Source organism: Ruegeria sp. AWH4_226, assembly GCF_056159225.1.
Map to the genome: position 1 here is coordinate 853810 of NZ_JBSWUU010000001.1, position 20686 is coordinate 874495.

21 protein-coding genes are annotated in these 20686 nt (G+C 52.3%); 9 read left to right on the top strand and 12 right to left on the bottom strand.

Translation table 11 applies throughout. The features are described 5' to 3' along the window. Positions 1-82 precede the first annotated feature (82 nt). The 3 genes from ACXAET_RS04085 (at position 83) to ACXAET_RS04095 (ending at position 2677) form a co-directional block, all read left to right on the top strand. Positions 83-760, top strand: coding sequence for a TRAP transporter small permease (locus tag ACXAET_RS04085; protein WP_475181475.1), 678 nt, complete (start codon positions 83-85; stop codon positions 758-760). Then, on the top strand, positions 760-2136 hold the full coding sequence (locus ACXAET_RS04090) for a TRAP transporter large permease (RefSeq protein WP_068335224.1): 1377 nt from the start codon (positions 760-762) through the stop codon (positions 2134-2136). The genes ACXAET_RS04085 and ACXAET_RS04090 overlap by 1 nt, the downstream gene beginning before the upstream one ends. Before the next feature lie 229 nt (positions 2137-2365). After that, a complete protein-coding gene (locus tag ACXAET_RS04095) occupies positions 2366-2677 on the top strand; it encodes a DMT family transporter (RefSeq protein ID WP_475181480.1) in 312 nt (103 codons plus the stop codon). A gap of 70 nt (positions 2678-2747) precedes the next feature. Here ACXAET_RS04095 and ACXAET_RS04100 read toward each other — a convergent pair whose 3' ends face one another. After that, the gene (locus ACXAET_RS04100) at positions 2748-3599 is read right to left on the bottom strand and encodes an FkbM family methyltransferase (protein ID WP_475181483.1); all 852 of its coding nucleotides are present in this window, start codon (positions 3597-3599) and stop codon (positions 2748-2750) included. Between the two features lie 140 nt (positions 3600-3739). Next, positions 3740-4489, bottom strand: a complete 750-nt coding sequence (gene tpiA, locus ACXAET_RS04105) for a triose-phosphate isomerase (protein WP_475181485.1) — start codon at positions 4487-4489, stop codon at positions 3740-3742. A gap of 123 nt (positions 4490-4612) precedes the next feature. Between tpiA and ACXAET_RS04110 the strand changes: the two genes are divergently transcribed. Then, the gene (locus ACXAET_RS04110; RefSeq protein WP_475181488.1) at positions 4613-5518 is read left to right on the top strand and encodes an isopenicillin N synthase family dioxygenase; all 906 of its coding nucleotides are present in this window, start codon (positions 4613-4615) and stop codon (positions 5516-5518) included. Here ACXAET_RS04110 and ACXAET_RS04115 read toward each other — a convergent pair. Next, a complete protein-coding gene (locus ACXAET_RS04115) occupies positions 5515-5880 on the bottom strand; it encodes a HesB/IscA family protein (RefSeq protein ID WP_475187088.1) in 366 nt (121 codons plus the stop codon). The genes ACXAET_RS04110 and ACXAET_RS04115 overlap by 4 nt on opposite strands. 179 nt (positions 5881-6059) lie before the next feature. On the opposite strand from ACXAET_RS04115, the gene ACXAET_RS04120 reads away from it, so the two are divergent. Beyond that, entirely contained in the window at positions 6060-6395 is a 336-nt protein-coding gene (locus ACXAET_RS04120) for a hypothetical protein (RefSeq protein ID WP_475181491.1), read from the top strand. Between the two features lie 106 nt (positions 6396-6501). Here ACXAET_RS04120 and ACXAET_RS04125 read toward each other — a convergent pair whose 3' ends face one another. The 3 genes from ACXAET_RS04125 to ACXAET_RS04135 form a co-directional block, all read right to left on the bottom strand. Then, positions 6502-6864, bottom strand: a complete 363-nt coding sequence (locus tag ACXAET_RS04125) for an SUF system Fe-S cluster assembly protein (RefSeq protein WP_475181493.1) — start codon at positions 6862-6864, stop codon at positions 6502-6504. Positions 6865-6956: 92 nt separating this feature from the next. Continuing rightward, positions 6957-7235, bottom strand: coding sequence for a hypothetical protein (locus ACXAET_RS04130; protein WP_475181495.1), 279 nt, complete (start codon positions 7233-7235; stop codon positions 6957-6959). Continuing rightward, the gene (locus ACXAET_RS04135) at positions 7235-8125 is read right to left on the bottom strand and encodes an SPFH domain-containing protein (protein WP_475181498.1); all 891 of its coding nucleotides are present in this window, start codon (positions 8123-8125) and stop codon (positions 7235-7237) included. Before ACXAET_RS04135 ends, ACXAET_RS04130 begins: the two co-directional genes overlap by 1 nt. 301 nt (positions 8126-8426) lie before the next feature. Between ACXAET_RS04135 and tgt the strand changes: the two genes are divergently transcribed. The 3 genes from tgt (at position 8427) to ACXAET_RS04150 (ending at position 14335) form a co-directional block, all read left to right on the top strand. Continuing rightward, the gene (gene tgt, locus ACXAET_RS04140; RefSeq protein WP_475181502.1) at positions 8427-9557 is read left to right on the top strand and encodes a tRNA guanosine(34) transglycosylase Tgt; all 1131 of its coding nucleotides are present in this window, start codon (positions 8427-8429) and stop codon (positions 9555-9557) included. Positions 9558-9923: 366 nt separating this feature from the next. Then, positions 9924-12332, top strand: a complete 2409-nt coding sequence (gene lon / locus ACXAET_RS04145; protein WP_475181505.1) for an endopeptidase La — start codon at positions 9924-9926, stop codon at positions 12330-12332. Between the two features lie 323 nt (positions 12333-12655). Further along, complete coding sequence (locus ACXAET_RS04150) at positions 12656-14335, top strand: DUF6538 domain-containing protein (protein ID WP_475181508.1); 1680 nt, start codon at positions 12656-12658, stop codon at positions 14333-14335. A gap of 2 nt (positions 14336-14337) precedes the next feature. Here ACXAET_RS04150 and ACXAET_RS04155 read toward each other — a convergent pair whose 3' ends face one another. The 4 genes from ACXAET_RS04155 to ACXAET_RS04170 form a co-directional block, all read right to left on the bottom strand. After that, positions 14338-14703, bottom strand: coding sequence for a Rap1a/Tai family immunity protein (locus ACXAET_RS04155; RefSeq protein ID WP_475181513.1), 366 nt, complete (start codon positions 14701-14703; stop codon positions 14338-14340). A 19-nt stretch (positions 14704-14722) separates the two neighbouring features. Next, on the bottom strand, positions 14723-15337 hold the full coding sequence (locus tag ACXAET_RS04160; RefSeq protein WP_475181517.1) for a hypothetical protein: 615 nt from the start codon (positions 15335-15337) through the stop codon (positions 14723-14725). A 268-nt stretch (positions 15338-15605) separates the two neighbouring features. Continuing rightward, on the bottom strand, positions 15606-16226 hold the full coding sequence (locus ACXAET_RS04165; protein ID WP_475181521.1) for a hypothetical protein: 621 nt from the start codon (positions 16224-16226) through the stop codon (positions 15606-15608). 186 nt (positions 16227-16412) lie between these two features. Next, a complete protein-coding gene (locus ACXAET_RS04170; protein ID WP_475181525.1) occupies positions 16413-17447 on the bottom strand; it encodes a hypothetical protein in 1035 nt (344 codons plus the stop codon). Between the two features lie 433 nt (positions 17448-17880). On the opposite strand from ACXAET_RS04170, the gene ACXAET_RS04175 reads away from it, so the two are divergent. Then, entirely contained in the window at positions 17881-19458 is a 1578-nt protein-coding gene (locus tag ACXAET_RS04175) for a hypothetical protein (RefSeq protein ID WP_475181528.1), read from the top strand. A gap of 69 nt (positions 19459-19527) precedes the next feature. Here the strand turns inward: ACXAET_RS04175 and ACXAET_RS04180 are convergent, their stop codons facing one another. Both ACXAET_RS04180 and ACXAET_RS04185 read right to left on the bottom strand, forming a co-directional pair. After that, on the bottom strand, positions 19528-20271 hold the full coding sequence (locus tag ACXAET_RS04180) for a DUF2971 domain-containing protein (protein WP_475181533.1): 744 nt from the start codon (positions 20269-20271) through the stop codon (positions 19528-19530). 9 nt (positions 20272-20280) lie between these two features. Further along, positions 20281-20448 (bottom strand): hypothetical protein, encoded by a 168-nt coding sequence (locus tag ACXAET_RS04185; RefSeq protein WP_475181537.1) that lies wholly within the window; start codon positions 20446-20448, stop codon positions 20281-20283. Positions 20449-20686 lie beyond the last annotated feature (238 nt).

The following is a 20686-nucleotide window of genomic DNA, read 5'->3' on the forward strand; positions in this document are numbered from 1 at the left end:
GAGTTATCGACGCGCTGGCCGGGCGGGCCAGGTAATGGTCCGCCCGCTATTATTCTCACAATAAAAATGCGGGGACAGAGGGATGTCTGGTGCGAAATCCGGCCAAGGCGGGCTGGTCGACCATATCGAAGAAACCCTGATTGCGTTGTTGTTGGGCCTTATGACGGCTGTAACATTTGCCAATGTGATCGCACGGTTCGTATTCAACTCGAACATCCTGTGGGCGCTTGAGCTTACAGTGTTCACATTTGGCTGGCTGGTGTTGCTCGGTGCGTCCTACGCGGTGAAGAAGCACGCGCATCTGGGAGTCGACGCAATCCTGAACATGCTGGCCCCAGCGCCGAGGCGTGTCTTGGCCCTGATCGCCGTTGGCTGCTGTCTCGTATTTTCACTGCTGATGCTAAAGGGCGCCTATGACTACTGGGCGGTGTTTGCCGACCTGCCGCCAACATCGGGCCGCTGGTTCCCGACGGGCTTTAATTTCGACGCACGTAGTCAGAGCTTTTACGAGGTTGATGATATCCCCATGGTCGCACCGCTGCGGTTTCTGGAGGACATGATCAACTACGGCGAATCCTACGAAAAACTCCCAAAGGTGGTTCCCTACTTCATCCTGCCTTTGTCGATGCTGCTGCTGGTGATCCGGTTTGCGCAGGTTGCCGTCCAGATATGGCGTGGCGAGACGGATCGTCTGGTCGCCAGCCACGAGGTCGAGGACGAGATCGAAGAAGTGCGCGCGCAGCAAGGGGGACATGACTGATGGACGTGATACTTCTTTTCTCGATGGTCATCGGGCTGTTGCTGATCGGTGTTCCGATTGCAGTGGCTCTGGGCCTAAGCTCGACCCTGTTCCTGCTGATCTATTCTGACAGTTCCCTAGCATCTGTTGCGGGCACGTTGTTCGAAGCGTTCGAAGGGCACTTCACCCTGTTGGCGATCCCGTTCTTCATTCTGGCCTCGTCTTTCATGACGACGGGCGGTGTGGCGCGGCGGATCATCCGGTTCTCGATTGCCTGCGTGGGGCACCTGCCGGGTGGTCTGGCGATTGCCGGCGTGTTTGCTTGTATGCTGTTTGCGGCGCTGTCCGGGTCTTCTCCGGCGACTGTTGTGGCCATTGGCTCCATCGTGATCGCAGGGATGCGGCAGGTGGGGTACTCCAAAGAATTTGCCGCCGGTGTGATCTGTAATGCAGGTACTTTGGGTATCCTGATCCCGCCCTCGATCGTGATGGTTGTTTACGCAGCCGCCGTTGAGGTCTCGGTTGGGCGCATGTTCCTTGCTGGCGTCATTCCGGGCCTGATGGCAGGGCTTATGCTGATGATCACCATCTACGTGATGGCGAAAGTCAAAAACTTGCCAAAAGGTGACTGGAAGGGCTGGAGTGAGATCTTTGTCTCGGCACGAGAAGCCGGCTGGGGGTTGTTCCTGATCGTGATCATTCTGGGCGGTATCTATGGCGGGATTTTTACCCCGACAGAGGCCGCAGCTGTGGCTGCTGTTTACGCCTTTTTTATCGCAAGTTTTGTCTACAAGGACATGGGGCCGCTTAGCACCGAGGATGGCGCAGCCAACCTGTCCCTGATGAAGAAGCCCTACGCACTGATCACCGCCTTTTTCCACCCGGATACGAAACATACGCTGTTCGAGGCGGGCAAACTGACCGTCACGCTTCTGTTCGTCATTGCCAACGCGCTGATCCTGAAACACGTGCTGACCGATGAGCAGGTGCCCCAGCATATCGCCAGTGCCATGCTGTCCGCTGGGCTGGGGCCAATCACTTTCCTGATCGTGGTGAACGTGATCCTTCTGATCGGCGGTCAGTTCATGGAGCCTTCGGGCCTGTTGGTCATCGTTGCGCCGCTGGTGTTCCCGATCGCGATCGAGTTGGGCATCGACCCGATCCATTTGGGTATCATCATGGTCGTGAACATGGAGATTGGGATGATCACGCCGCCGGTTGGTCTGAACCTGTTCGTGACATCAGGTGTGGCTGGCATGCCGATGATGAGCGTCGTCAAGGCGGCGCTGCCGTTCCTGGCCGTGCTCTTCGTTTTCCTGATCATGGTGACATACATACCGTGGATTTCGACTTTCTTGCCCAATACCTTCATGGGGCCGGAAATCGTAACGAATTAGCGGGCTTGACCTGCTGAAGACGAGGCCGGGTCCTGAAAAGGGCTCGGCCTTATTCATCTCTATGGCCGTTGAAATAACCGAGTACGTAGGCTTTTGTCAGACAGTTTCTCAATGGGCTTGGCGACACGCCCTTGAAGCCGGGCGATGAGTGCTTACGTTGGGGGCTGAGGACGACCTCCCCACAATGGGCAATCATTCGGGACGACCCGAAAGATGAACAGGTGTTCTCATGTCCTGGATATTGTTGTTGTTTGCTGGCCTTCTGGAAATTGTTTGGGCAGTTGCCATGAAGCAATCTGCCGGGTTCACGCGAATTTGGCCGACCGCAATCATGGGCGTGTCCATGATCGGATCGTTTGGATTGCTGGCGATGGCGATGCGCACACTTCCGCTTGGCACTGCGTATGTTATCTGGACCGGTATTGGTGCCGTCGGAGCGTTTCTGGTCGGAGCAATCTTCATGGGTGAGGCTGTAACGCCGCAGCGCATCTTTGCCGCCGTGCTGATTGTATCTGGCTTGGTGGCCATGAAACTCGCATAGTCAAAGCCGCATCAGGGGCGGAAAATTAGTCTTTGTAGCGAGGAAAGCAGCCCCTGATTAGTCGACGCCGTTATTTACGCTTGCGGAACAATCGAAATATACCCCTTCGACGCAAAGGCTGTCTGATCATGCTCAAAACGCCGTTGTCGGATAAGTTCTCTTTTAGCTGTTTTGCGGTCTGCGCTTTCTTGGCGGCGCTGTCGCTTGCAGCTTCGGCCTGCTGTTCCTTGTATGTGTACCATTTGTCTACGGAAAACCCGTCCTTCAGCACTTCAGTGTAGTCGGACGGGGCAAATCGCGGGTTGATGAAAACAAGATCAAACTGCCATAGGTAGCCATCGTAGTAGCAGAAATCGATAATATCCAACAACTCAAACCCCGCCGCGTTGAGCAGTTGAATACGTTCAGCGACTCGTGTCCGAGGGCATTCAAGAACCAGAATGGAACAATTCTTCAGCGCTTCTTGCGCGCCTTCCAGAATCATCTCTTCCGCCCCATCCACATCAATTTTCAAAAGAAAGGGGGCAGGCGGCTTCTGGTTCGCGACAAAGGTATCGAGCTTCAACGTTGGAACGCTGCGCAAGACCTCATTCGGCGTGTCAGATTGCGAAAAACGGGCATGAGTAATTTCCTGGCCGTCCATCACAGAGGAAACTTCGAGTTCTGCTGTTCCATCCGAGTTCGAAACCGCCACCTTGACCAAGTCAAAGTCAATGCGCGCATTGTTGTAGTTCTTTTCAATGCCCTCGTAGTGCTCATGAATTGGTTCGAACAGATAATGCTTCTTATCTGGAAAGACTTGCATCAACTCTATCGTGCAGAAGTGGATACCAACATCGAGCACGCACTCAATTGGAAATCCGGCAGCAAGGAGTTTTTCAAGAGATGAGCTCTTGTTTGGCCGACGTAGACTGCTATCCATGACATCCTCAAAAAATGACGTCTTTGGGCCCTCTATCACTTTCGAATGGTCGCGATAGCAGTCCCCTGCGTCAGTTTGACGACAAGAGCCGAGAAATCAACCGCTTCATATTCTCTGAATGGTCTTGAGATTTAAGATGCTCAGACTGCTTCCAGAGCTTTGACGATGACCGAAAAATCCGAAGCTTTCAGGCTGGCCCCACCGACCAACGCACCGTCCACATTCGGCACGCCAAAAATATCCGAGGCGTTGTCAGGTTTGACTGATCCGCCATAAAGCAGAGGCACAGATTGGGCGGTTTCTTTGCCGAAACGCCGTTCCAGCAGGGCGCGAATGAAATCGTGAACTTCTTGGATATCGCTTAGTGATGGAACTTTGCCTGTGCCGATTGCCCAGATTGGTTCATACGCGACTACTAGGTTATCACCTGTTGATTGGTCCGGGACCGAGCCAGCTACTTGATCGGCGATAACGTCCAGTGTCTTGGCGGTCTCACGTTGCTCGAGGCTTTCACCGACGCAGACAATCGCTTTTATCCCGGCATCCATGACCGCGCTGGCCTTGGCCTGAACGGTTTCATTCTGCTCACCGTGATCCTCTCTCCTTTCAGAGTGGCCCACGATGACTGCGCTTGCCCCGGCGTCGACCAACATGTCAGCGCCGATGTCTCCCGTATGCGCGCCCGAAACCGCTGTGTGGCAATCCTGCCCGCCAACAGTGACGCTGGTTTCGCGAACAATACCTTCAGCGCGATGCAGCAGTGTGGCCGGCGGGCAGATCAAAATGTCGATCTCCGACGAGGGGAAATCCCGGGCCAGAGCCTCCAGCTCACCTAGCGCCGCTGAGGTGCCGTTCATCTTCCAGTTTCCAGCCGCCAGCTTGCGCCCCATGTCCCGATCTCCCTGATTTTCGTATGTCTGGGAACCGGATAGCACCGCCAGTAAGCCCTGACAATTGTGGTTGCGCAGCGGGGGTCAAATCGGCAGTATCCGCGCGAAAGTTTGGCTGGAAAAATGATCGAAAACCTTGATCTTGCGAAATTGGATCAGCGTGATCCGCACGAGCTTGCGAAGCTGCTGCACGCGGTGGCTGAGGTGGGTTTCCTGACAGTTTCAAATACTGGGCTTGATGGTGATCGCGTGCGCCGGGTACTTGCGGCCTACAGCAATTTTTTCCATCTGCCTGAAGTGGAAAAGCAGAAGGTCGATATGTCCGTTACCGGGTCCAACCGTGGTTGGGGCGCGCCGCGGTCCGAACAGGTCGATCCGGACGCCAATCCGGACTATAAGGAAGTGTTCGACTGTGGCTATGAACTGCCTGCGGGTAGCCCTTACTCCGATCTGAGCGTTTATGCACCTAACCTTTGGCCGCAATCGCCGGTCGGGTTCAAACAGACAGTACAAGACTATTTCAAGGACGCCGGTGCCGTTGCCATGCGAGTGTTACAAGCGATTGCCGTAGCATTAGGTCGCGAAGCTGATAGTTTTGACAACGCTTTTGATCCACCGATGGCTTTACTGCGGGGAAACTACTATCCGAAACGTCCGTCTTGGGCCGGAGCGCGCGATTTCGGCATCGGCGCGCATACGGATTATGGTTGCCTCACTTTGTTGGCCACGGATGGAACCGCAGGGTTAGAGGTTCGCATGCCCAACGGCAGATGGGACGCGGTTGAAGCCGAGCCGGGGGTATTCGTCATTAATTTCGGTGAAATGTTGGAGTTCTGGACAGGCGGCCAAGTCAAAGCCACCTTGCACCGCGTGATTGGCGGGACCGAGGAACGGTTGTCTGTGCCGCTATTCTTCAACCCGTCCTACGACACCAATGTCGCACCGCCCGGATCGGGTGAGACAATTTTGGCAGGCGAACACCTGACACGCCGTTTCAATGAAACGTATGTGCATCTGCAAGTGTCCTAAAGCTGGGAGGACAGTCCTTCATCGAACTTGATCGATTCACCACAGCCACAGGCGTCGACGACATTCGGGTTGCGGAACTTGAAACCCGATTCCAGCAGCGAGACCTCATAGTCGATTTCAGTTCCGAACAGGAACATTTGGGCCATCGGGGCAATGATGATCTTGGCACCGTCCTGCTCGACAACTTCATCATTAGGGTCAGGTTGTTCCACGTAGTCCATGGTGTATTCCATGCCGGCACAGCCACCTTTCTTGACACCAATACGCAAGCCCGCATGATTGCCTGACTTCATAAGCCGGGCAATTTGCTCTGCCGCTTTGGGCGTAATGGTTACGGCCTGTTTGCCGGGAATGCCGAACATTGTGATCTCCATTGTCACGCGTTGCATTCAATTTAGTACTGACGCTACGAAGGCTCAAGGCATAGCTTGGGCGCTCTGTTGAATTTTGGTGTTCTGAGGGGAAAGCTGTTGCGTTTTTTACCGTGCTGACCTTAGCTGAATGTATAGATGTTTTTAGCAGAACAGAATTGGTGTAAAAAATGGGAAAGTCAAAAATCACGTTTGTAAACAGGCAACTGTCATTGACTTTTACAGTTGTTACGCTGACTGCAGGGGGCGTGTTTGCCGAAACTACCCAAAAAACACACCCGGTCAACTGCGCCACTGCTGAGGGTGATCTGAGGGCGATTGCAGCTGAAAAAAAGCATGCTCAGGATCAGCAGGTTGAAAGCGTGGTTGCAATCACGCCAGCCGGTGCGCTTTTGGGATTGGTGACCGGAACCGAACAAAAGCGTTTGTCCATGTTATCAGGCGACTACGTTAAGGCTCTGGATGAACGTGCGACTGAAATAAAGACTAAGTGCGGCGTGCAATAGGTTGTTTTTACAAACTATTTTCAGTATAGAGCGCTAGTCATTGATTTTGGGCGCGGTTCATCCGGGCAATGGCCGTCCTGTAAACCTTTCAAGCGTGAAGGTTGGGCTACATGAAACCCAGTTCCAGACGCGCCTCATCAGACATCATGTCCATTCCCCAGGGCGGCTCCCAAGTTAGTTCAACGTCAACCTCTTTGACGCCCGCGACGGGTTCAATTGCTTCTACAATCCAGCCGGGCATTTCGCCTGCAACTGGGCAGCCGGGCGCTGTCAGTGTCATGATGACTTTCACCGCGTTTTCCGAGGTGATGTCGATGGTGTAGATCAGACCCAAATCATAGATGTTCACCGGTATTTCAGGGTCGAAAACCGAACGGCAGGCTTCTACCACTGAATCGTACAGAGGATGCTCAACGGTTGAGGGCGCGATCAGCGGCGTGCCTTCCAATTGTTCACTCGGATGAGTCATTTGTGCCTCGGGTCTGTTTCCTGAGTTATATAGTAAACGATTTTGTCAGCGTCCAGTGGTGCGATAACCTAAGCATCGAGCAACAGATGCGACTAGTCGTTTATGTCGTGTCGAAATGTTTTCACCTGACCGCGGGGCAAGGCGTAGACACGCCGCAAGAGCAACCAGGCGGCCAATGATAGCGCCGCAAAGATCATCACCAAAACGGGCAGTGACGGCGAAATTCCAGGTATGAGCAGCATCAAGCCCGTCACAGCTGCGCCAATTGCAAAGCCTAGGAAGATAAAGCCGGGCAGGGCGATCTCAAGTATGGCGAGCAACAGCGCCCCGGCCAGCCAGATCCACCAGGTCATCCAAAAGAGATCAGCCATTATTTACCTCCTTTCAGCATCTTGAATGCGTCACCAAAGGCCTCTAGCGCGTTGGCGGGGACTACGATCGTTTGCGAACCGGTACCATTACCCAATGCATTCAGCGCCTCGACCTGTTTAAGCGCAACCTGATATTGCGCAGCCTCCATGCCATTGTCCTGAATGGCCTTGGCAACAACTCCCGTTGCATAAGCTTCGGCGTCCGCTTGTATGCGGCGGGCCTTGGCCGACTGTTCGGCCGCGTAAAGCTCGGCATCGGCCTGCAGTTCGACAGCACGTTTTTGTCCTTCCGCCTCGGTTACCTGCGCTCGGCGCGCGCGCTCGGCATTCAGTTGTTGCAGCATCGCATCGCGGGTGGCCTGATCCAGGTTGACGTCCAGAATCTCGGCACGGGTGACTTCAATGCCCCAATCGTCGACCGCAGTTTCAACGCTTTCCTGAATGCGGGCGATCAACTGCGATCGGTTCGATTGGACCTCGTCCAGATCCATTTTACCGATTTCGGCCCGCACGATGCCGGCAACCGTTGTTGCGATGGCACCATCCACATCACGGATACGATACACTGTCTTTTCCGGTTCGAGAATGCGGTAAAACACGGACGTGTCGATCTGGACCAGAACGTTGTCCTTGGTGATTGCGTCCTGCGTCGCGTTTGGAAGCTGACGTTCCAGAATAGATATCTGATGACGCGCAACATCTAGAAAAGGAACAATAAAGTTGATACCGGGGCCAAGCACCGAGTGCAGGCGCCCGAACCGCTCGACCACGAATTTTTCTGACTGCGGAACGATCTTCACACCTTTAAAGGTGACAATGACGATCAGGACCGCCGCAAGTAGATAGATAATGTTTGACGTCAGTAATCCGATAATCTGGTCTTCGGTCATTTCTGCCCTCATTTTTGTGTACTGTCGTATACATTTAGGAGTTGAGTTGAATAAATTCAACTTCGGTATGAGGGAAACGGGCGTAAATACAAGTCATTGACGCGGTGAATACATGGCAGAAGTTAGCGATTGTGACCGCTTTGCATCCCATATGGTGCGTGGTTTTCAACTACCGCTCCGTGTCTGGCGGTCAAGGGGCTGCGCAACAGTCTGTAGAATGCGTGACAGCCGACCACTTGGGTTGCAATAACCCGGCAGATCAGGCAAATGCTGCCCGGTTCAGTGACCCCGAGGCATCCAGATGAGCAAGCGTTTTTCCTTTGACCTGAAAGCCACCGACGGCAAAGCCAGGACCGGTGTTATCAAAACGCCGCGTGGCGAAGTGCGCACACCGGCTTTCATGCCTGTCGGAACCGCGGCGACGGTCAAAGCGATGATGCCAGAAAGCGTCCGCGAAACGGGCGCAGATATTCTATTGGGCAACACCTATCACCTGATGTTGCGGCCAACGGCCGAGCGGATCGACCGGCTGGGTGGACTGCATAAATTCATGAACTGGGAACGGCCTATTCTGACAGACTCGGGCGGGTTTCAGGTCATGTCGCTGGCCGGGTTGCGAAAGCTCACTGAAAAGGGCGTGACATTCAAATCTCATATCGACGGGTCAAAACACGAGCTGACACCCGAAAGATCGATGGAAATTCAGCGCCTGCTGGGTTCAGACATCGTGATGTGTTTCGATGAATGTCCCGCCTTGCCCGCTGACCGGGAACGGATTGCCGAGTCGATGCGCCTGTCGATGCGATGGGCCGAGCGATCGCGCGAAGCGTTCGGGGATCGTCCGGGCCACGCACTGTTTGGCATCATGCAGGGCGGGCTAGAGAAAGACCTGCGCGAAGAAAGTGCCGAGGCGCTTAGGAAGATCGGTTTTGAAGGATACGCCGTTGGTGGTCTGGCTGTGGGCGAGGGGCAGGAGGCCATGTTCGGTTGCCTCGATTACGCACCAGATTTCCTTCCGGTTGATAAGCCCAGATACCTCATGGGTGTTGGTAAACCGGATGACATCGTCGGCGCGGTCGCGCGCGGGATCGACATGATGGATTGTGTTCTTCCGTCTCGCTCAGGCCGCACTGGGCAAGCATTCACTCGACACGGTGTGGTGAATATCAAGAACGCTCGCCATGCGGACGATCCGCGACCGTTGGATGAAAACTGCTCGTGTCCGGCATGCTCGAATTACTCGCGCGCCTACTTGCATCACGTGTTTCGTTCGAACGAGATGATCTCAGGAATGCTGCTAACTTGGCACAACCTGCACTATTTCCAAGAAATCATGCAGGGCATGCGCGACGCAATTGCAGCCGGAACCTTTGAGGCATGGCAAGCAGAGTTCCATGCGCAGAGGGCGCAGGGCGATATTGAGCCGCTGTGACCGGATACTCGTTTCGGCCTTGGTTTTTCCTTTAAGCCATCAAACTGCCCGCCGGGTTAACACAAAATGAGCCCACCAAAGCTGATGACTTCTGTTTCGAAACTTCGAATACGGGCGCGAACAATCAAACTGAGGACGTCACGACATTTTGTTGCCGCGAGCAGTTGACCGATTTTGCTAAATTCGGTGGATATATGCACCGGATGCCTTGCAGTCCGGAAAAGCTCGGGTCATTCTGACTCCTGACAATTGGCGGTAAGGTTGAAAAAGGGCATCGCGGCCCCACCTTTATCGTCCAAGACAGGAGATGGCCAAAGGTTGCCTCAGAAGGGACCAGAGCCATCTTGCCAACGATAAGGATTGAGCATGCAAGAGCCCCTTAACTCCTCGTACCCTGTACTGCCGCTGCGCGATATTGTGGTTTTTCCGCATATGATCGTGCCGCTGTTCGTGGGTCGGGAAAAATCCGTCCGCGCGCTGGAAGAAGTGATGCAGGACGACAAGCAAATTTTGCTGTCCAGCCAAATTGATCCGGGCGACGATGACCCAACAACCGATGGCATTTTCCGCGCTGGGGTTTTGGCGAACGTCCTGCAACTGCTGAAACTGCCCGATGGTACCGTGAAGGTTCTTGTGGAAGGACAGGCGCGCGTGCAGATCACCGAGTTTTTGGAAAACGAAGAGTTTTTCGAAGCCCGCGCAGAGTATCTGACTGAAATCCCCGGCGATGTGACGACAACCGAAGCGTTGCTGCGCACGGTTGCCGATGAGTTCGAGCGTTATGCCAAAGTGCGCAAGAACATCCCTGAGGAAGCCTTGTCAGCTGTCGGGGAAACGACGGAACCGGCGAAATTGGCTGATCTCGTCTCGGGCCACTTGGGTATTGAGGTCGAGCAAAAGCAGGAACTTCTGGAAACCCTCAGCGTTAGCGAGCGGCTTGAAAAGGTCTACGGCCTGATGCAGGGCGAAATGTCGGTTCTGCAGGTCGAGAAAAAGATCAAAACGCGCGTCAAATCCCAAATGGAGAAAACGCAGCGCGAGTACTATCTGAATGAGCAAATGAAGGCCATTCAGAAAGAGCTGGGCGATGGCGAGGACGGCTCGAACGAAGTGGCCGAGCTGGAAGCCAAGATCGCTGAAACCAAGCTGTCGAAAGAAGCGCGCGAAAAGGCAGAGGGTGAGCTGAAAAAGCTTCGTAACATGAGCCCGATGTCCGCCGAGGCGACGGTTGTGCGCAACTATCTGGACTGGATTCTGTCGCTGCCGTGGGGGAATAAATCCCGCGTTAAAAAAGATCTTGGCCGCGCGCAGGATATTCTGGATGACGATCACTACGGCCTTGAAAAGGTCAAGGAACGGATCGTTGAGTACCTGGCTGTCCAGCAGCGTTCGAAAAAGCTGAAGGGCCCGATCTTGTGCCTTGTAGGCCCGCCGGGCGTCGGTAAAACCAGCTTGGGCAAGTCGGTGGCAAAGGCCACTGGACGCGAGTTTATTCGCATCTCGCTTGGCGGCGTACGTGATGAATCCGAGATTAGGGGTCACCGCCGGACCTATATCGGCTCAATGCCGGGCAAGATCATCCAGTCGTTGAAAAAGGCAAAAACCACGAACCCGCTAATCCTGCTCGATGAGATCGACAAGATGGGCCAGGATTTCCGCGGCGACCCGGCCTCGGCAATGCTTGAGGTGTTGGATCCCGAACAGAACAACACGTTCATGGACCACTATCTTGAGGTCGAATATGACCTGTCCAACGTGATGTTCCTGACGACGTCCAACAGCTATAACATGCCCGGGCCACTGCTGGACCGGATGGAGATCATTCCGCTGGCCGGTTATACCGAAGAGGAAAAGAGTGAGATCGCGAAACAGCACCTGATCGGCAAGCAGGTCAAAAACCATGGTCTGAAGGCCAAGGAATTTGAACTGACAGACGAGGCGTTGCAGAAGATCATTCGCACTTATACCCGCGAAGCAGGTGTACGTAACCTTGAACGCGAGATCGCCAAGGTGGCCCGTAAGTCGCTGACCAAGATCATCAAGAAAGAAGCCGACTCCATAACGGTAACGCCCGAAAATCTTGATGAATTTCTTGGCGTTCCAAAGTACCGCTACGGCTTGGCCGAGCAGGATGATCAGGTTGGCGTTGTAACCGGCCTGGCCTACACGTCCGTGGGCGGCGACCTGCTGCATATCGAAGCGCTGAAGCTGCCCGGTAAGGGCCGGATGAAGACCACCGGTAAGCTGGGCGATGTTATGAAGGAGTCCATTGACGCGGCGTCGTCTTATGTTCGCTCGATCTCGCCCCAGATTGGGGTAAAGCCGCCGAAATTCGACTCTCTGGATATCCATGTCCACGTGCCGGATGGAGCAACGCCCAAGGACGGCCCTTCTGCCGGGTTGGCGATGGTAACGTCGATTGTATCCGTACTGACCGGCATTCCGGTGCGAAAAGACATTGCCATGACCGGAGAGGTATCTCTGCGTGGTAATGCGATGCCGATTGGCGGATTGAAAGAGAAACTGCTAGCGGCCCTTCGCGGTGGTATCAAAACAGTGTTGATACCAGAGGAAAACGAAAAGGACCTGGCTGAGATACCGGACAACGTGAAGGAAGGGCTGGAAATCATCCCTGTCACACATGTTTCCGAGGTTCTCAAGCACGCCTTGGTGAGTGTGCCAGAGCCTGTCGAATGGGACGAGGCGGCGGAGGAGGCTGCCGCGGCCGCAGCCAAATCGGCGGAGAGTTCAGGGCCGTCTCAGACAGCACATTGACACAAAAAAAGGCGGGTTCATCCCCGCCTTTTTTTTCGAAAGCTAGCGATGCGTTTCGTGTCTGTGCTTTTGAGGTCCTCCCGCGACATCACTCGGCGGCCGGGAAAGTCACGTGTTCAAGAGCGTGTTTTCAGAACAAATTTGGGTACTGATTAAGACGTGCGATCATGTCTTGCTGTATCATGCAGATGCAGGGTGGCTGCGTGAGGCTGATTATCTTCTCTACCGTCACGGCTACGACGCTTGAGCGTCTTATTCTGTATCGACGGACCTAACGCTGAAGTGATCGTTCGGTTTTCTGGAAATCGTAGAGACGTTAAACAGTGTGGCTTGGCCAAACTATAGGCGCGTCCAGAAAGCAAACACTGGAAAAAATGGTGGGTGATAAGAGATTTGTACGGTCTCACGGACAAAATCTCCATAAATGCCTTATTTTGTTGCCTCGAGTTTCGAAAAGTACCATGGATTTTGAAGGAAAAGTACCATGGATTCTCTTTTCGATGACAACTGCCAAAGACAAAATCGAGCTGCCCAAATACATGACGGCGTACACCCGTAGAGGTCGTGCTGCATTCAAGTATCAGCGGGATGTTCCGAGGGCATTGCAGACGCTGCTAGGGCGCAAACGATGGGATCTGTCTTTGGGTAGCAATTTCAGTAAAGCTGAAGATCGGTGCAAGGCATACGCCAAGGAACATGATCGGATCATTGCCCTTCTGAAAAATGAGGAAATCCGGTCTGATGTGGCTCGAGAAAGCATAGAGTCTATAGTCGCTCATAAACTAAAAAATGACCTTGAAGAAAAACCGGACTCTTTGGCTCTGACATGGCGGGACACCGAAGAGCACATGAAGGGCGCGCGCAGCCTGTCTCCAAGGTACGAGCAGGAGTCCCTAGCTATTTTTGCCTATCAGGCATTCGGGGACCGTTCACACATCGATCAGTTCAATGACCCGTCTCCGCTGCTGAGACAGTCACTGAAACTGCCTGTGGCTTCGCCCCCTAACGGGGGCGATACGTTTGAGCAAACGCTATACACTGCGATGCAGTCCGCATTGAACGCGCGCCTTGCAGAATTGGTGGGACAATCGGCGGAAAGCGACGAATACCGGCTGTCTACTTTGCAAGAGAAATACTTCCAGCTTCAAAATTCATCTGATGCCACGAAACGCAGTTACAAGAACAAGAATAAGCGCCTAACGGACTATCTGGGTGATTTGCCCTTGCATCAGTTCACTCCGGAAAAGTTGCGCCTACATCGGGACTACCTGTTGGACGAAGGATTGAAACCGGATTCCGTGGCTCAGTATTTTGCGCCCGCCAAGGCCATTATGAAATGGGCACTGTCAGAGGAACTTGTCCCCGGCTTCGATGCTATGCCGACCGACAAAGTGAAAATGCCGCGTAGTGACACCCCAGTAGAGGAGTCACGGTGGCAGCGCTTCGACGATGACGAAATCAAGCGCGTCTGGGGTGTGGTTCAGCAATGCTGGGGGGGAAGTTCCCGGTATGATGAAGATCGTCAGGCGGCATTCCAAATGGCATTCCGTGTCGCTTTGTATTCTGCGGCGCGTCCTGTTGAGATTTTCAGATTGAAGCCGGAGAACGTAACACCTGAATTCATTAACATCACGGAAACCAAGACCAAAATCAGCCGTAAGCTGCCTTTGTCAAAGCATATCGCCGACTTCCATTCGTTCATGCAGGAGCGGGGATGGAAACTGAACGGCAAGCCTGAAAGCGCCGCTGGAACCATGTCAGACTCGTTTACCAAGGCAATCAGGGCGGCTGGGTTCACCAATGACCGGCATGTTCTCTACAGCACGAAGGACACGCTTGTGGATCGCTTGCAACGCGCTCAGCGCAGCGATGACATTATCCGAGGCATCACAGGGCACGTGTCGGGGCAGGGGCATTTGAGGAACTACAAGACACGTTTGAACGATACGCCCGAAGGTTTGGCGATCCTTCGGGAAGCGTTGGACGCTGTTGAATATTGGTAAGCTCATTGCGGGCAGGGGTAGCTTTCCATCAACGCTTGTGTGACTACCAAAAACGCTGACTGGCTGGGGGATTCCTTCGTCTGCTGCATCCACTTTGACACCGCTTCTGCCATTTGCGTTGTTCCAGTCGCTTCGGGTAAGCAATACGGGGCGCGCATGTTTTCATTCCTAGCCGCGCCGAAAAGTTCCAAAATCATTTGCCCGTCTACAACGCCACGCACATAGCCGTGGCACCAAGGGATATCTGCCGTTACAAAGTTGGGATTGCAGGCTTGGTACAAATGACGCCCCTGCAAGCGTTCTGGGTTAGCAAGTGATGCACCGGATAAAGATATTGTTAAACAAATGCTTACGATAAATCTGTTCATTTTCTTCTCCGATGATGGACTACCTCGGTGCCGACTGAATTATTGAAGATGCGTAATATGCAATACCTGCGAATGCCGCGACCCATACTACACAGAACAAGCACCAAAGCCGTTTTTTCCCTTTAAATGCGCGCCAGCGGTTTCTATGGACGGTGTATTCTCCAAGGTCTTCTAAAATGAGGGGGCCAATTGCCAAAATCGCGAGGGTTATCGGAACGAGTGCGATACAAAGACCCAGTAGCACATTTTTTGCCTTTTCCGGGTCTTCCAAAACGTACGATGCAATGCCGAACCAACCCGCTGTTGCAAACAAAAACGCTAACCCAAACAGGATCGTGTCATAGATGAATACACTTAGACGTAGTATGAGGGGCACTAACGGAACAAGCGCTAAAGTTCCCAATAGCATGGCAAACATAAAGACTTGAGTCTCAACACTAAATACAGCGTTAACGCCTCGGTTTAGCTCCTCCGGGTCGTCTTTTGACCAGTGCAAAATTAGAGAAGGTGGAGCGCTGAGTGTGCCAATGACAAGGCCTTTCACCGCACAATCGAGCCTCGGTGAGAGGAATTTTTTATGCCGCTTGATTTTGGCTGATAGCCCCTGTTCATCCGCGTAGTTCATCTCAGTCATGGTTTCCGTCGTTTTCTACTTTTTTGCTTGAAGGTGCTTTAAGCCGAGTGTTTCTTGGATTTCAATCTAGGATTGAAGTTGCGGGGATATTTTCAAGTGACCCTCGTTAGCAGGGCCTTTCTTTGCTTGCGTCGTGCCCCGTTCAATCGCGGTTCCGAGTTCCGACGCTACGCGAGCCCAGAAAACTTGGACGCGTTGGTTAACGCCATGAACAAAGTTTCATTCTGATGATTTGCTGCTAGGGGTAGGGTACGCCCGCTAACGCGGGCTAACTTTGGTGCCGCCTTTGAATTCGTTCAACCAACGGAAAAAGCTGTTCTTCGTGTCTCACCACATATTCGAAACCAAAAGTGTTTCTAAGTGCTGTTGTCATTTCACGCTGAGATGGTAGTTCGCTTGAAGTAGTCTGTGCTTCGTTTCTTGCGTAGTCAAAAAGGCTGTCTGCATAGGCGTGTAGCAGAGCGATGTCATAGAGCGAACCAGTGTCATGCTGCGGGTTGTTAAGGCCCTGCATGCGTGCCCATTGGACTTGGTACCAAGATACCAGCTCAAACGACCTAGCCGCTGCATCATCGTCGATGTGTTCGATAACCTGCTTCAGTTCCTCAATTGACGCCGTTGGTGCATCTGGCCTGTTATCGACTTGGCCAGTAAGAAATCTACCAGTCGCGCGTGCGTACTGGCATATTTCACTAAGGGCATCGGGCATTCTCGCACGTGCGGCCATTTTCTTCCGATGTAGTAGGTTTTGGTGCCGTTTTTCTTCTCTTGCTGCCTGTCGGCGCATTAAATGTATTGTCCACAATGCAGCACAAAGGGCGATCAACGCCCCGATCAGGGTCTGCCAGTCTTTCGCAAAAAAGTAAAAATCACACCAAGAGTAGTTCATATTAGCCTTGTGTTCAGGAATCCAAGCTTCATGTAGGCCTTTGCCTTTGAAGCTCTTTTTTCAAAGTTCAGAGGCGTGTTCCAGAGATTGAGTTCAGCTATCAATCTACAATTCGGTGGTGTGGTGAATATGCCGATAGCCCACGTTAGCGGGCCACCGTCGCGATCAAAGAAATGTAAGAACGCTTCATCGCCCACTAAAGTTGATGAAGGATGCGTTGCTGTCGTCGAATATCGGAATTTCTGAAGAGTAGCCGGATGCGCGGGCCATTTCTTCGAGCAGCTTCATCATGTACAAATAGTGACGCCGAACGATCACAAGTAGCTCGTACTTTTTCCCATCATCCCCGACTAAGCATTGCTCATAGAGTTGGACGGGTAGATTTTCTCCGCCAAGCACGTCGACTACTCGCCCCCATTGTTCATCCTCGAACGACCCGTACGGCTTCCCGTGGACCATTCGCTTACGGAGCAATCGAATTTCATTCAGGACACCCGACGCGACCCACGCCCCTTGTACTTGAGTCAGGTGATTACCGGCAAAGAAAACACCCATCATACGATCTGAAAAGAACCGCTCTCCTTTGAAACCTGACATCAGTTTGGTGAAGTCGTTGACCTTGTTCGACATTCCATTCCGTTCAGCGATAAGAGCGGCCAAATAATCGCGAAGCGAGCCTACCGAAGAATAAAAGTCATGTACGCTCGCAGAAATCTCTAAGCCGGCCCCCATCGAAAACCGATTTCCGGCAGTCTTCCCGCTAGCGATAGCACCATAGAGCTGCATGCCATAAAAGCTTGATATTCTTCCCATGTGGACCTCAACGCTCCGTATTCCGAGCGCTATGTGGCGGGCGAGCTCCTTCTCTCTTTCTCCTTCAGTGTCCATGTTGCTCACTATAGAAGACCAAAGGTCGCCAGCACTTTGCGTCCTTGTGAGTGCCCAAGATGACCAAGGGCGGAAAAACCGGTGACCAACGCCGCTACTGATACCTTGCTGTTCATAACAGATCGGCTTTACACCGATGTTTTCGATCACAGACTGAATTTCTTGATCGGAGAAAGTCCCGATGATGTGCGGCTTTCCATTGATCGGTACCGGCTCTAATGCCCACCCTTTTTTCAGTCGCCGTGTGGTTAACCCACCTGTATAATACAAGGTGAAGGTGTGGTGATCTTCTGGTGGGACCATTTCCTCTTTTAGTTCCAAGTTAATAATCATCCACGTGCCTCTGATGTGATTTTGTTTCTCATTGCGATATTGAATTCCTGCCTTCGCCGATCTACCACAAGGTGCATTTAGAAATCGAAATAATCCATAGGGCGCGTACATGGTATTCACGAAATTAGGTCGAATTCTTGCTGTGCTAGCAATCGCATTTGGCGTCTTGCGTATCGTGATGGCAATCACTGTATTGAATTCGGATGACCCTGCGTATGCGGCTCAAGCGTATCTTGGGTCAAAGACCACAGGTCAGGCAATCGACCAAGGGCTATACACTGTCGTCTTTGGTATAATCGTAGGTGTTCTGACTGACATAAGCGGATCGTTGCAGCCTTCTCACAAATTTAGTCAGCAAGACCATACTGCTAAGTCCAGCAGCTCGTGAAACACAGGAGGCAATACTCGAACAGCAAGTTACTTTTTTAGCAAGATGAAGAACCCACTGCTTTCTGCAATACACGAGTTGCAAAATAGAAAAGTTTTTGCTGCCTTTCCTGAGCTTGTGGGCGGCGGCGGTTCGGCCGCACTTGTCTTACACAAATTTCTAGACGACCGTCCCGAAAGATTCTTTTCACAAAGCGCGTTTCATGCATTCTATCGCACCTTGCAAGATATTGATGCATCCCACAGGCAACAACTGCACGATTACATTGATGAGCATTCGATAGCTATCGACAATGCGTTTCGCCACGCGCAGGAAATAAATGCGTTTGGCTGGCATGATAGAGAGATGAAAGAACGAGATGACTACCAGTCGTTAATTTTGATAGACCGGGAAATCCACCCAGCATACCTGCGGCTCACAGAAGCGGTCTTTCAGCCGATGCTTCGAATAGTAGCCCATTTCTCTAGGCTGGCCGCAGGAAAGGGAACACAAGGATTAAACCTCTTCAATGTTGTCGCCGAATTACCCGATGACCAATACTCGGATGTTATATCCTCATACGTCCATTTGGTGAGAAATGGGATCGCACACGGTGGCGTCAGATATTCCGCCAACGAAATTATCTACCGTGATAGCAAGTCAAACGAACTAACCCTGAAAGGTTATGAAGTTGTTCGAAAGTTCGACGATATGTTGGACACGTGCAACGGTCTCTTACTTGCCTACTCAGTGTTCGTGCTGTCTCGACGCGACAAAGCTAAACTGGTTCCCCAGAACCTGATGGTCGAAGAACTTTGCGCCGAAACAAAAACACCTTACTGGGAAGTGACAGGTGCGTTGCCCTCCACAATATTGGGAAACAAAAGCCAATTGATTGTCTACTGCGAAGTTCGAACCATGGACGAAGCCAAAGTAAGGTTTTCAACGGTGCAGACAGCCGTGCAAGCCGAGGCGTCAGCTCCGGGATTCGACCGGTACTTCATATCCATGAAGGCAAGAAACGAACTACCGGGATTGGCCAGTTTCGATGGAAGAAAACTTGCAGACCATCGTGAGAATGGTCACGGCATCGAGAAGTACTCTGACGTTAAAATAGACTATTTGCCGCTGTTTCTAGCACGTAAAAGAAATCGTACCATTATCCATCGCTTGGGCACGTTGAAGTATGTAGTGCAGGTGGGACTGCCAGTAGCTATATCTAACTACCGCAAGCAAACGGGTAGGCCCGCGATTGTCGTTCGAAATTCCACCATTCATCGCAACTCGTGGGGTGCAGTTCTAAACGCGGATGTGATCATCGAAACAGACGGCCAAGCACTTAACCAAAACATGGTTAGAAGAAATTGCCGCGCCGCAATTCGGCGCGCCAAGAAGCAGGCTCAGCGAAAACTACCACTTTATTCGTTAGTTAGATACCTGCCACTAGGATTTGCACAAATCAACGTGTTCTGTGCAGACCATCGTGCAAGACGTCTGGCGAGCTACGGACTTGGGGAAGACCTTGTTGGAACGGTCCGACTCCAGAGGCTAAATAGAATTAAGTCGCCTGATATTCTTGGATCAACTATTGAATTGTGGAAAGGGTATCGGCTTGCTTGGAACCGCAGTTGGCTTGAACGGTAGCTCTATGCACACCGACCCGAAGGGATTTGGCTACTATTTTGGGCAAAGCTTTTACACGAAGATACCTGACTACGGACGAAAGGGAATTGACGAAGGGACCACATCCACATCGTGGTATCCGTTTGCAATAAGCAGTTGAGAAATGGCCCGAGAGTTCAGGTCATATTCCACTCCGGGGCCTACGATTACTCTTTGGATTGGAAGAATTGGGCGCTCTTTCTCTTCGCGAAGCAAACCAAGCGAGAGTGATAGATAAGGGATGATGTCGCTTCCGCGCGGGCGAAAGAACAGTGGAGCCTCTTTCGAAAAATCTGCGCCACCCTTCGATGGGTCACGATAGTGGCTCACAATTCTTACCTCCTGTTCCTCCGAGTAAGAGGCATCTTTGAATGAGTAGGAAAGCACCGAAATTACGCGTGCCCATTCATCAAAAAGGTCATCTTTCCATTTCCCGTACGCGTCGACGAACACCTTCATCAGGTCTTCGGCAAAGGGTTCGAGATCCACACCCTGATAAAGAACATCATAAAGCAGGCCGATTTGTGGATGTGGCAAACCAGATGATAGCTTAAAGCCAATGGCATAACCTTTTCCAAAATTGCCATACCCGCGCCATTGACTTAGCAAGTCGCCTTGGCGGGACAGGCTGACACAGAATGCTTGTTCGTTTTCATGAGCATCGCGGATTCTGCTTTCAACACCATCTATGATTTGATTTCGGCACTCAGCAGTTCCAACGTCGGAATTTCTCATAAGGTTGAACAATTCGGCAGGGAAAACGCTGCGCTCAGATGGGTCATTTAGAAATCTCATGTCCGTAGCTCAGAGACGCCCACTTTGCACCATTCCCAGCAAACCTGCGGCATCCGTATAGTGAAACAGCAGTTCATCGTTGTGAAATCTGTATTTCGGTAGTCCATGTTCGACTGCAATGTACTGCATGAGCGCCATAAAATCTGGGCACTCCAGAATCTGTTCAGTTGGAATCATGCCAAACTCTCTTGTTTGTTCACAGATCGCATTAGAGTGCGCCCCGAAAGATCACAATCCGCTGAACAGAAACTTTGCAACCGGCACCATTTGTTTGTTTGATCGAGCGTCAGAAAGACACGACAACTCCCAGACCGTTAACCGTCTGGCCTTTGACATTTTCTCGTTTTTATGGCATGTTTCTCTTAGAAATCTGAGGCACCGGGGGTGTCTAAACCAACGCCGGGGGCGTTGTTAT

Bases quoted from the DNA above. Each gene is read 5' to 3' on its own strand.
- ACXAET_RS04180 (WP_475181533.1), bottom strand. From the start codon at position 20,271: ATGAGATTTCTAAATGACCCATCTGAGCGCAGCGTTTTCCCTGCCGAA.
- ACXAET_RS04160 (WP_475181517.1), bottom strand. From the start codon at position 15,337: ATGACTGAGATGAACTACGCGGATGAACAGGGGCTATCAGCCAAAATC.
- ACXAET_RS04085 (WP_475181475.1), top strand. From the start codon at position 83: ATGTCTGGTGCGAAATCCGGCCAAGGCGGGCTGGTCGACCATATCGAA.
- ACXAET_RS04110 (WP_475181488.1), top strand. From the start codon at position 4,613: ATGATCGAAAACCTTGATCTTGCGAAATTGGATCAGCGTGATCCGCAC.
- ACXAET_RS04090 (WP_068335224.1), top strand. From the start codon at position 760: ATGGACGTGATACTTCTTTTCTCGATGGTCATCGGGCTGTTGCTGATC.
- ACXAET_RS04175 (WP_475181528.1), top strand. From the start codon at position 17,881: ATGAAGAACCCACTGCTTTCTGCAATACACGAGTTGCAAAATAGAAAA.
- ACXAET_RS04155 (WP_475181513.1), bottom strand. From the start codon at position 14,703: ATGAACAGATTTATCGTAAGCATTTGTTTAACAATATCTTTATCCGGT.
- ACXAET_RS04135 (WP_475181498.1), bottom strand. From the start codon at position 8,125: ATGACCGAAGACCAGATTATCGGATTACTGACGTCAAACATTATCTAT.
- ACXAET_RS04095 (WP_475181480.1), top strand. From the start codon at position 2,366: ATGTCCTGGATATTGTTGTTGTTTGCTGGCCTTCTGGAAATTGTTTGG.
- ACXAET_RS04125 (WP_475181493.1), bottom strand. From the start codon at position 6,864: ATGACTCATCCGAGTGAACAATTGGAAGGCACGCCGCTGATCGCGCCC.
- ACXAET_RS04115 (WP_475187088.1), bottom strand. From the start codon at position 5,880: ATGTTCGGCATTCCCGGCAAACAGGCCGTAACCATTACGCCCAAAGCG.
- ACXAET_RS04100 (WP_475181483.1), bottom strand. From the start codon at position 3,599: ATGGATAGCAGTCTACGTCGGCCAAACAAGAGCTCATCTCTTGAAAAA.
- ACXAET_RS04170 (WP_475181525.1), bottom strand. From the start codon at position 17,447: ATGATTATTAACTTGGAACTAAAAGAGGAAATGGTCCCACCAGAAGAT.
- ACXAET_RS04130 (WP_475181495.1), bottom strand. From the start codon at position 7,235: ATGGCTGATCTCTTTTGGATGACCTGGTGGATCTGGCTGGCCGGGGCG.
- tgt (WP_475181502.1), top strand. From the start codon at position 8,427: ATGAGCAAGCGTTTTTCCTTTGACCTGAAAGCCACCGACGGCAAAGCC.
- tpiA (WP_475181485.1), bottom strand. From the start codon at position 4,489: ATGGGGCGCAAGCTGGCGGCTGGAAACTGGAAGATGAACGGCACCTCA.
- ACXAET_RS04120 (WP_475181491.1), top strand. From the start codon at position 6,060: ATGGGAAAGTCAAAAATCACGTTTGTAAACAGGCAACTGTCATTGACT.
- ACXAET_RS04165 (WP_475181521.1), bottom strand. From the start codon at position 16,226: ATGAACTACTCTTGGTGTGATTTTTACTTTTTTGCGAAAGACTGGCAG.
- ACXAET_RS04185 (WP_475181537.1), bottom strand. From the start codon at position 20,448: ATGATTCCAACTGAACAGATTCTGGAGTGCCCAGATTTTATGGCGCTC.
- lon (WP_475181505.1), top strand. From the start codon at position 9,924: ATGCAAGAGCCCCTTAACTCCTCGTACCCTGTACTGCCGCTGCGCGAT.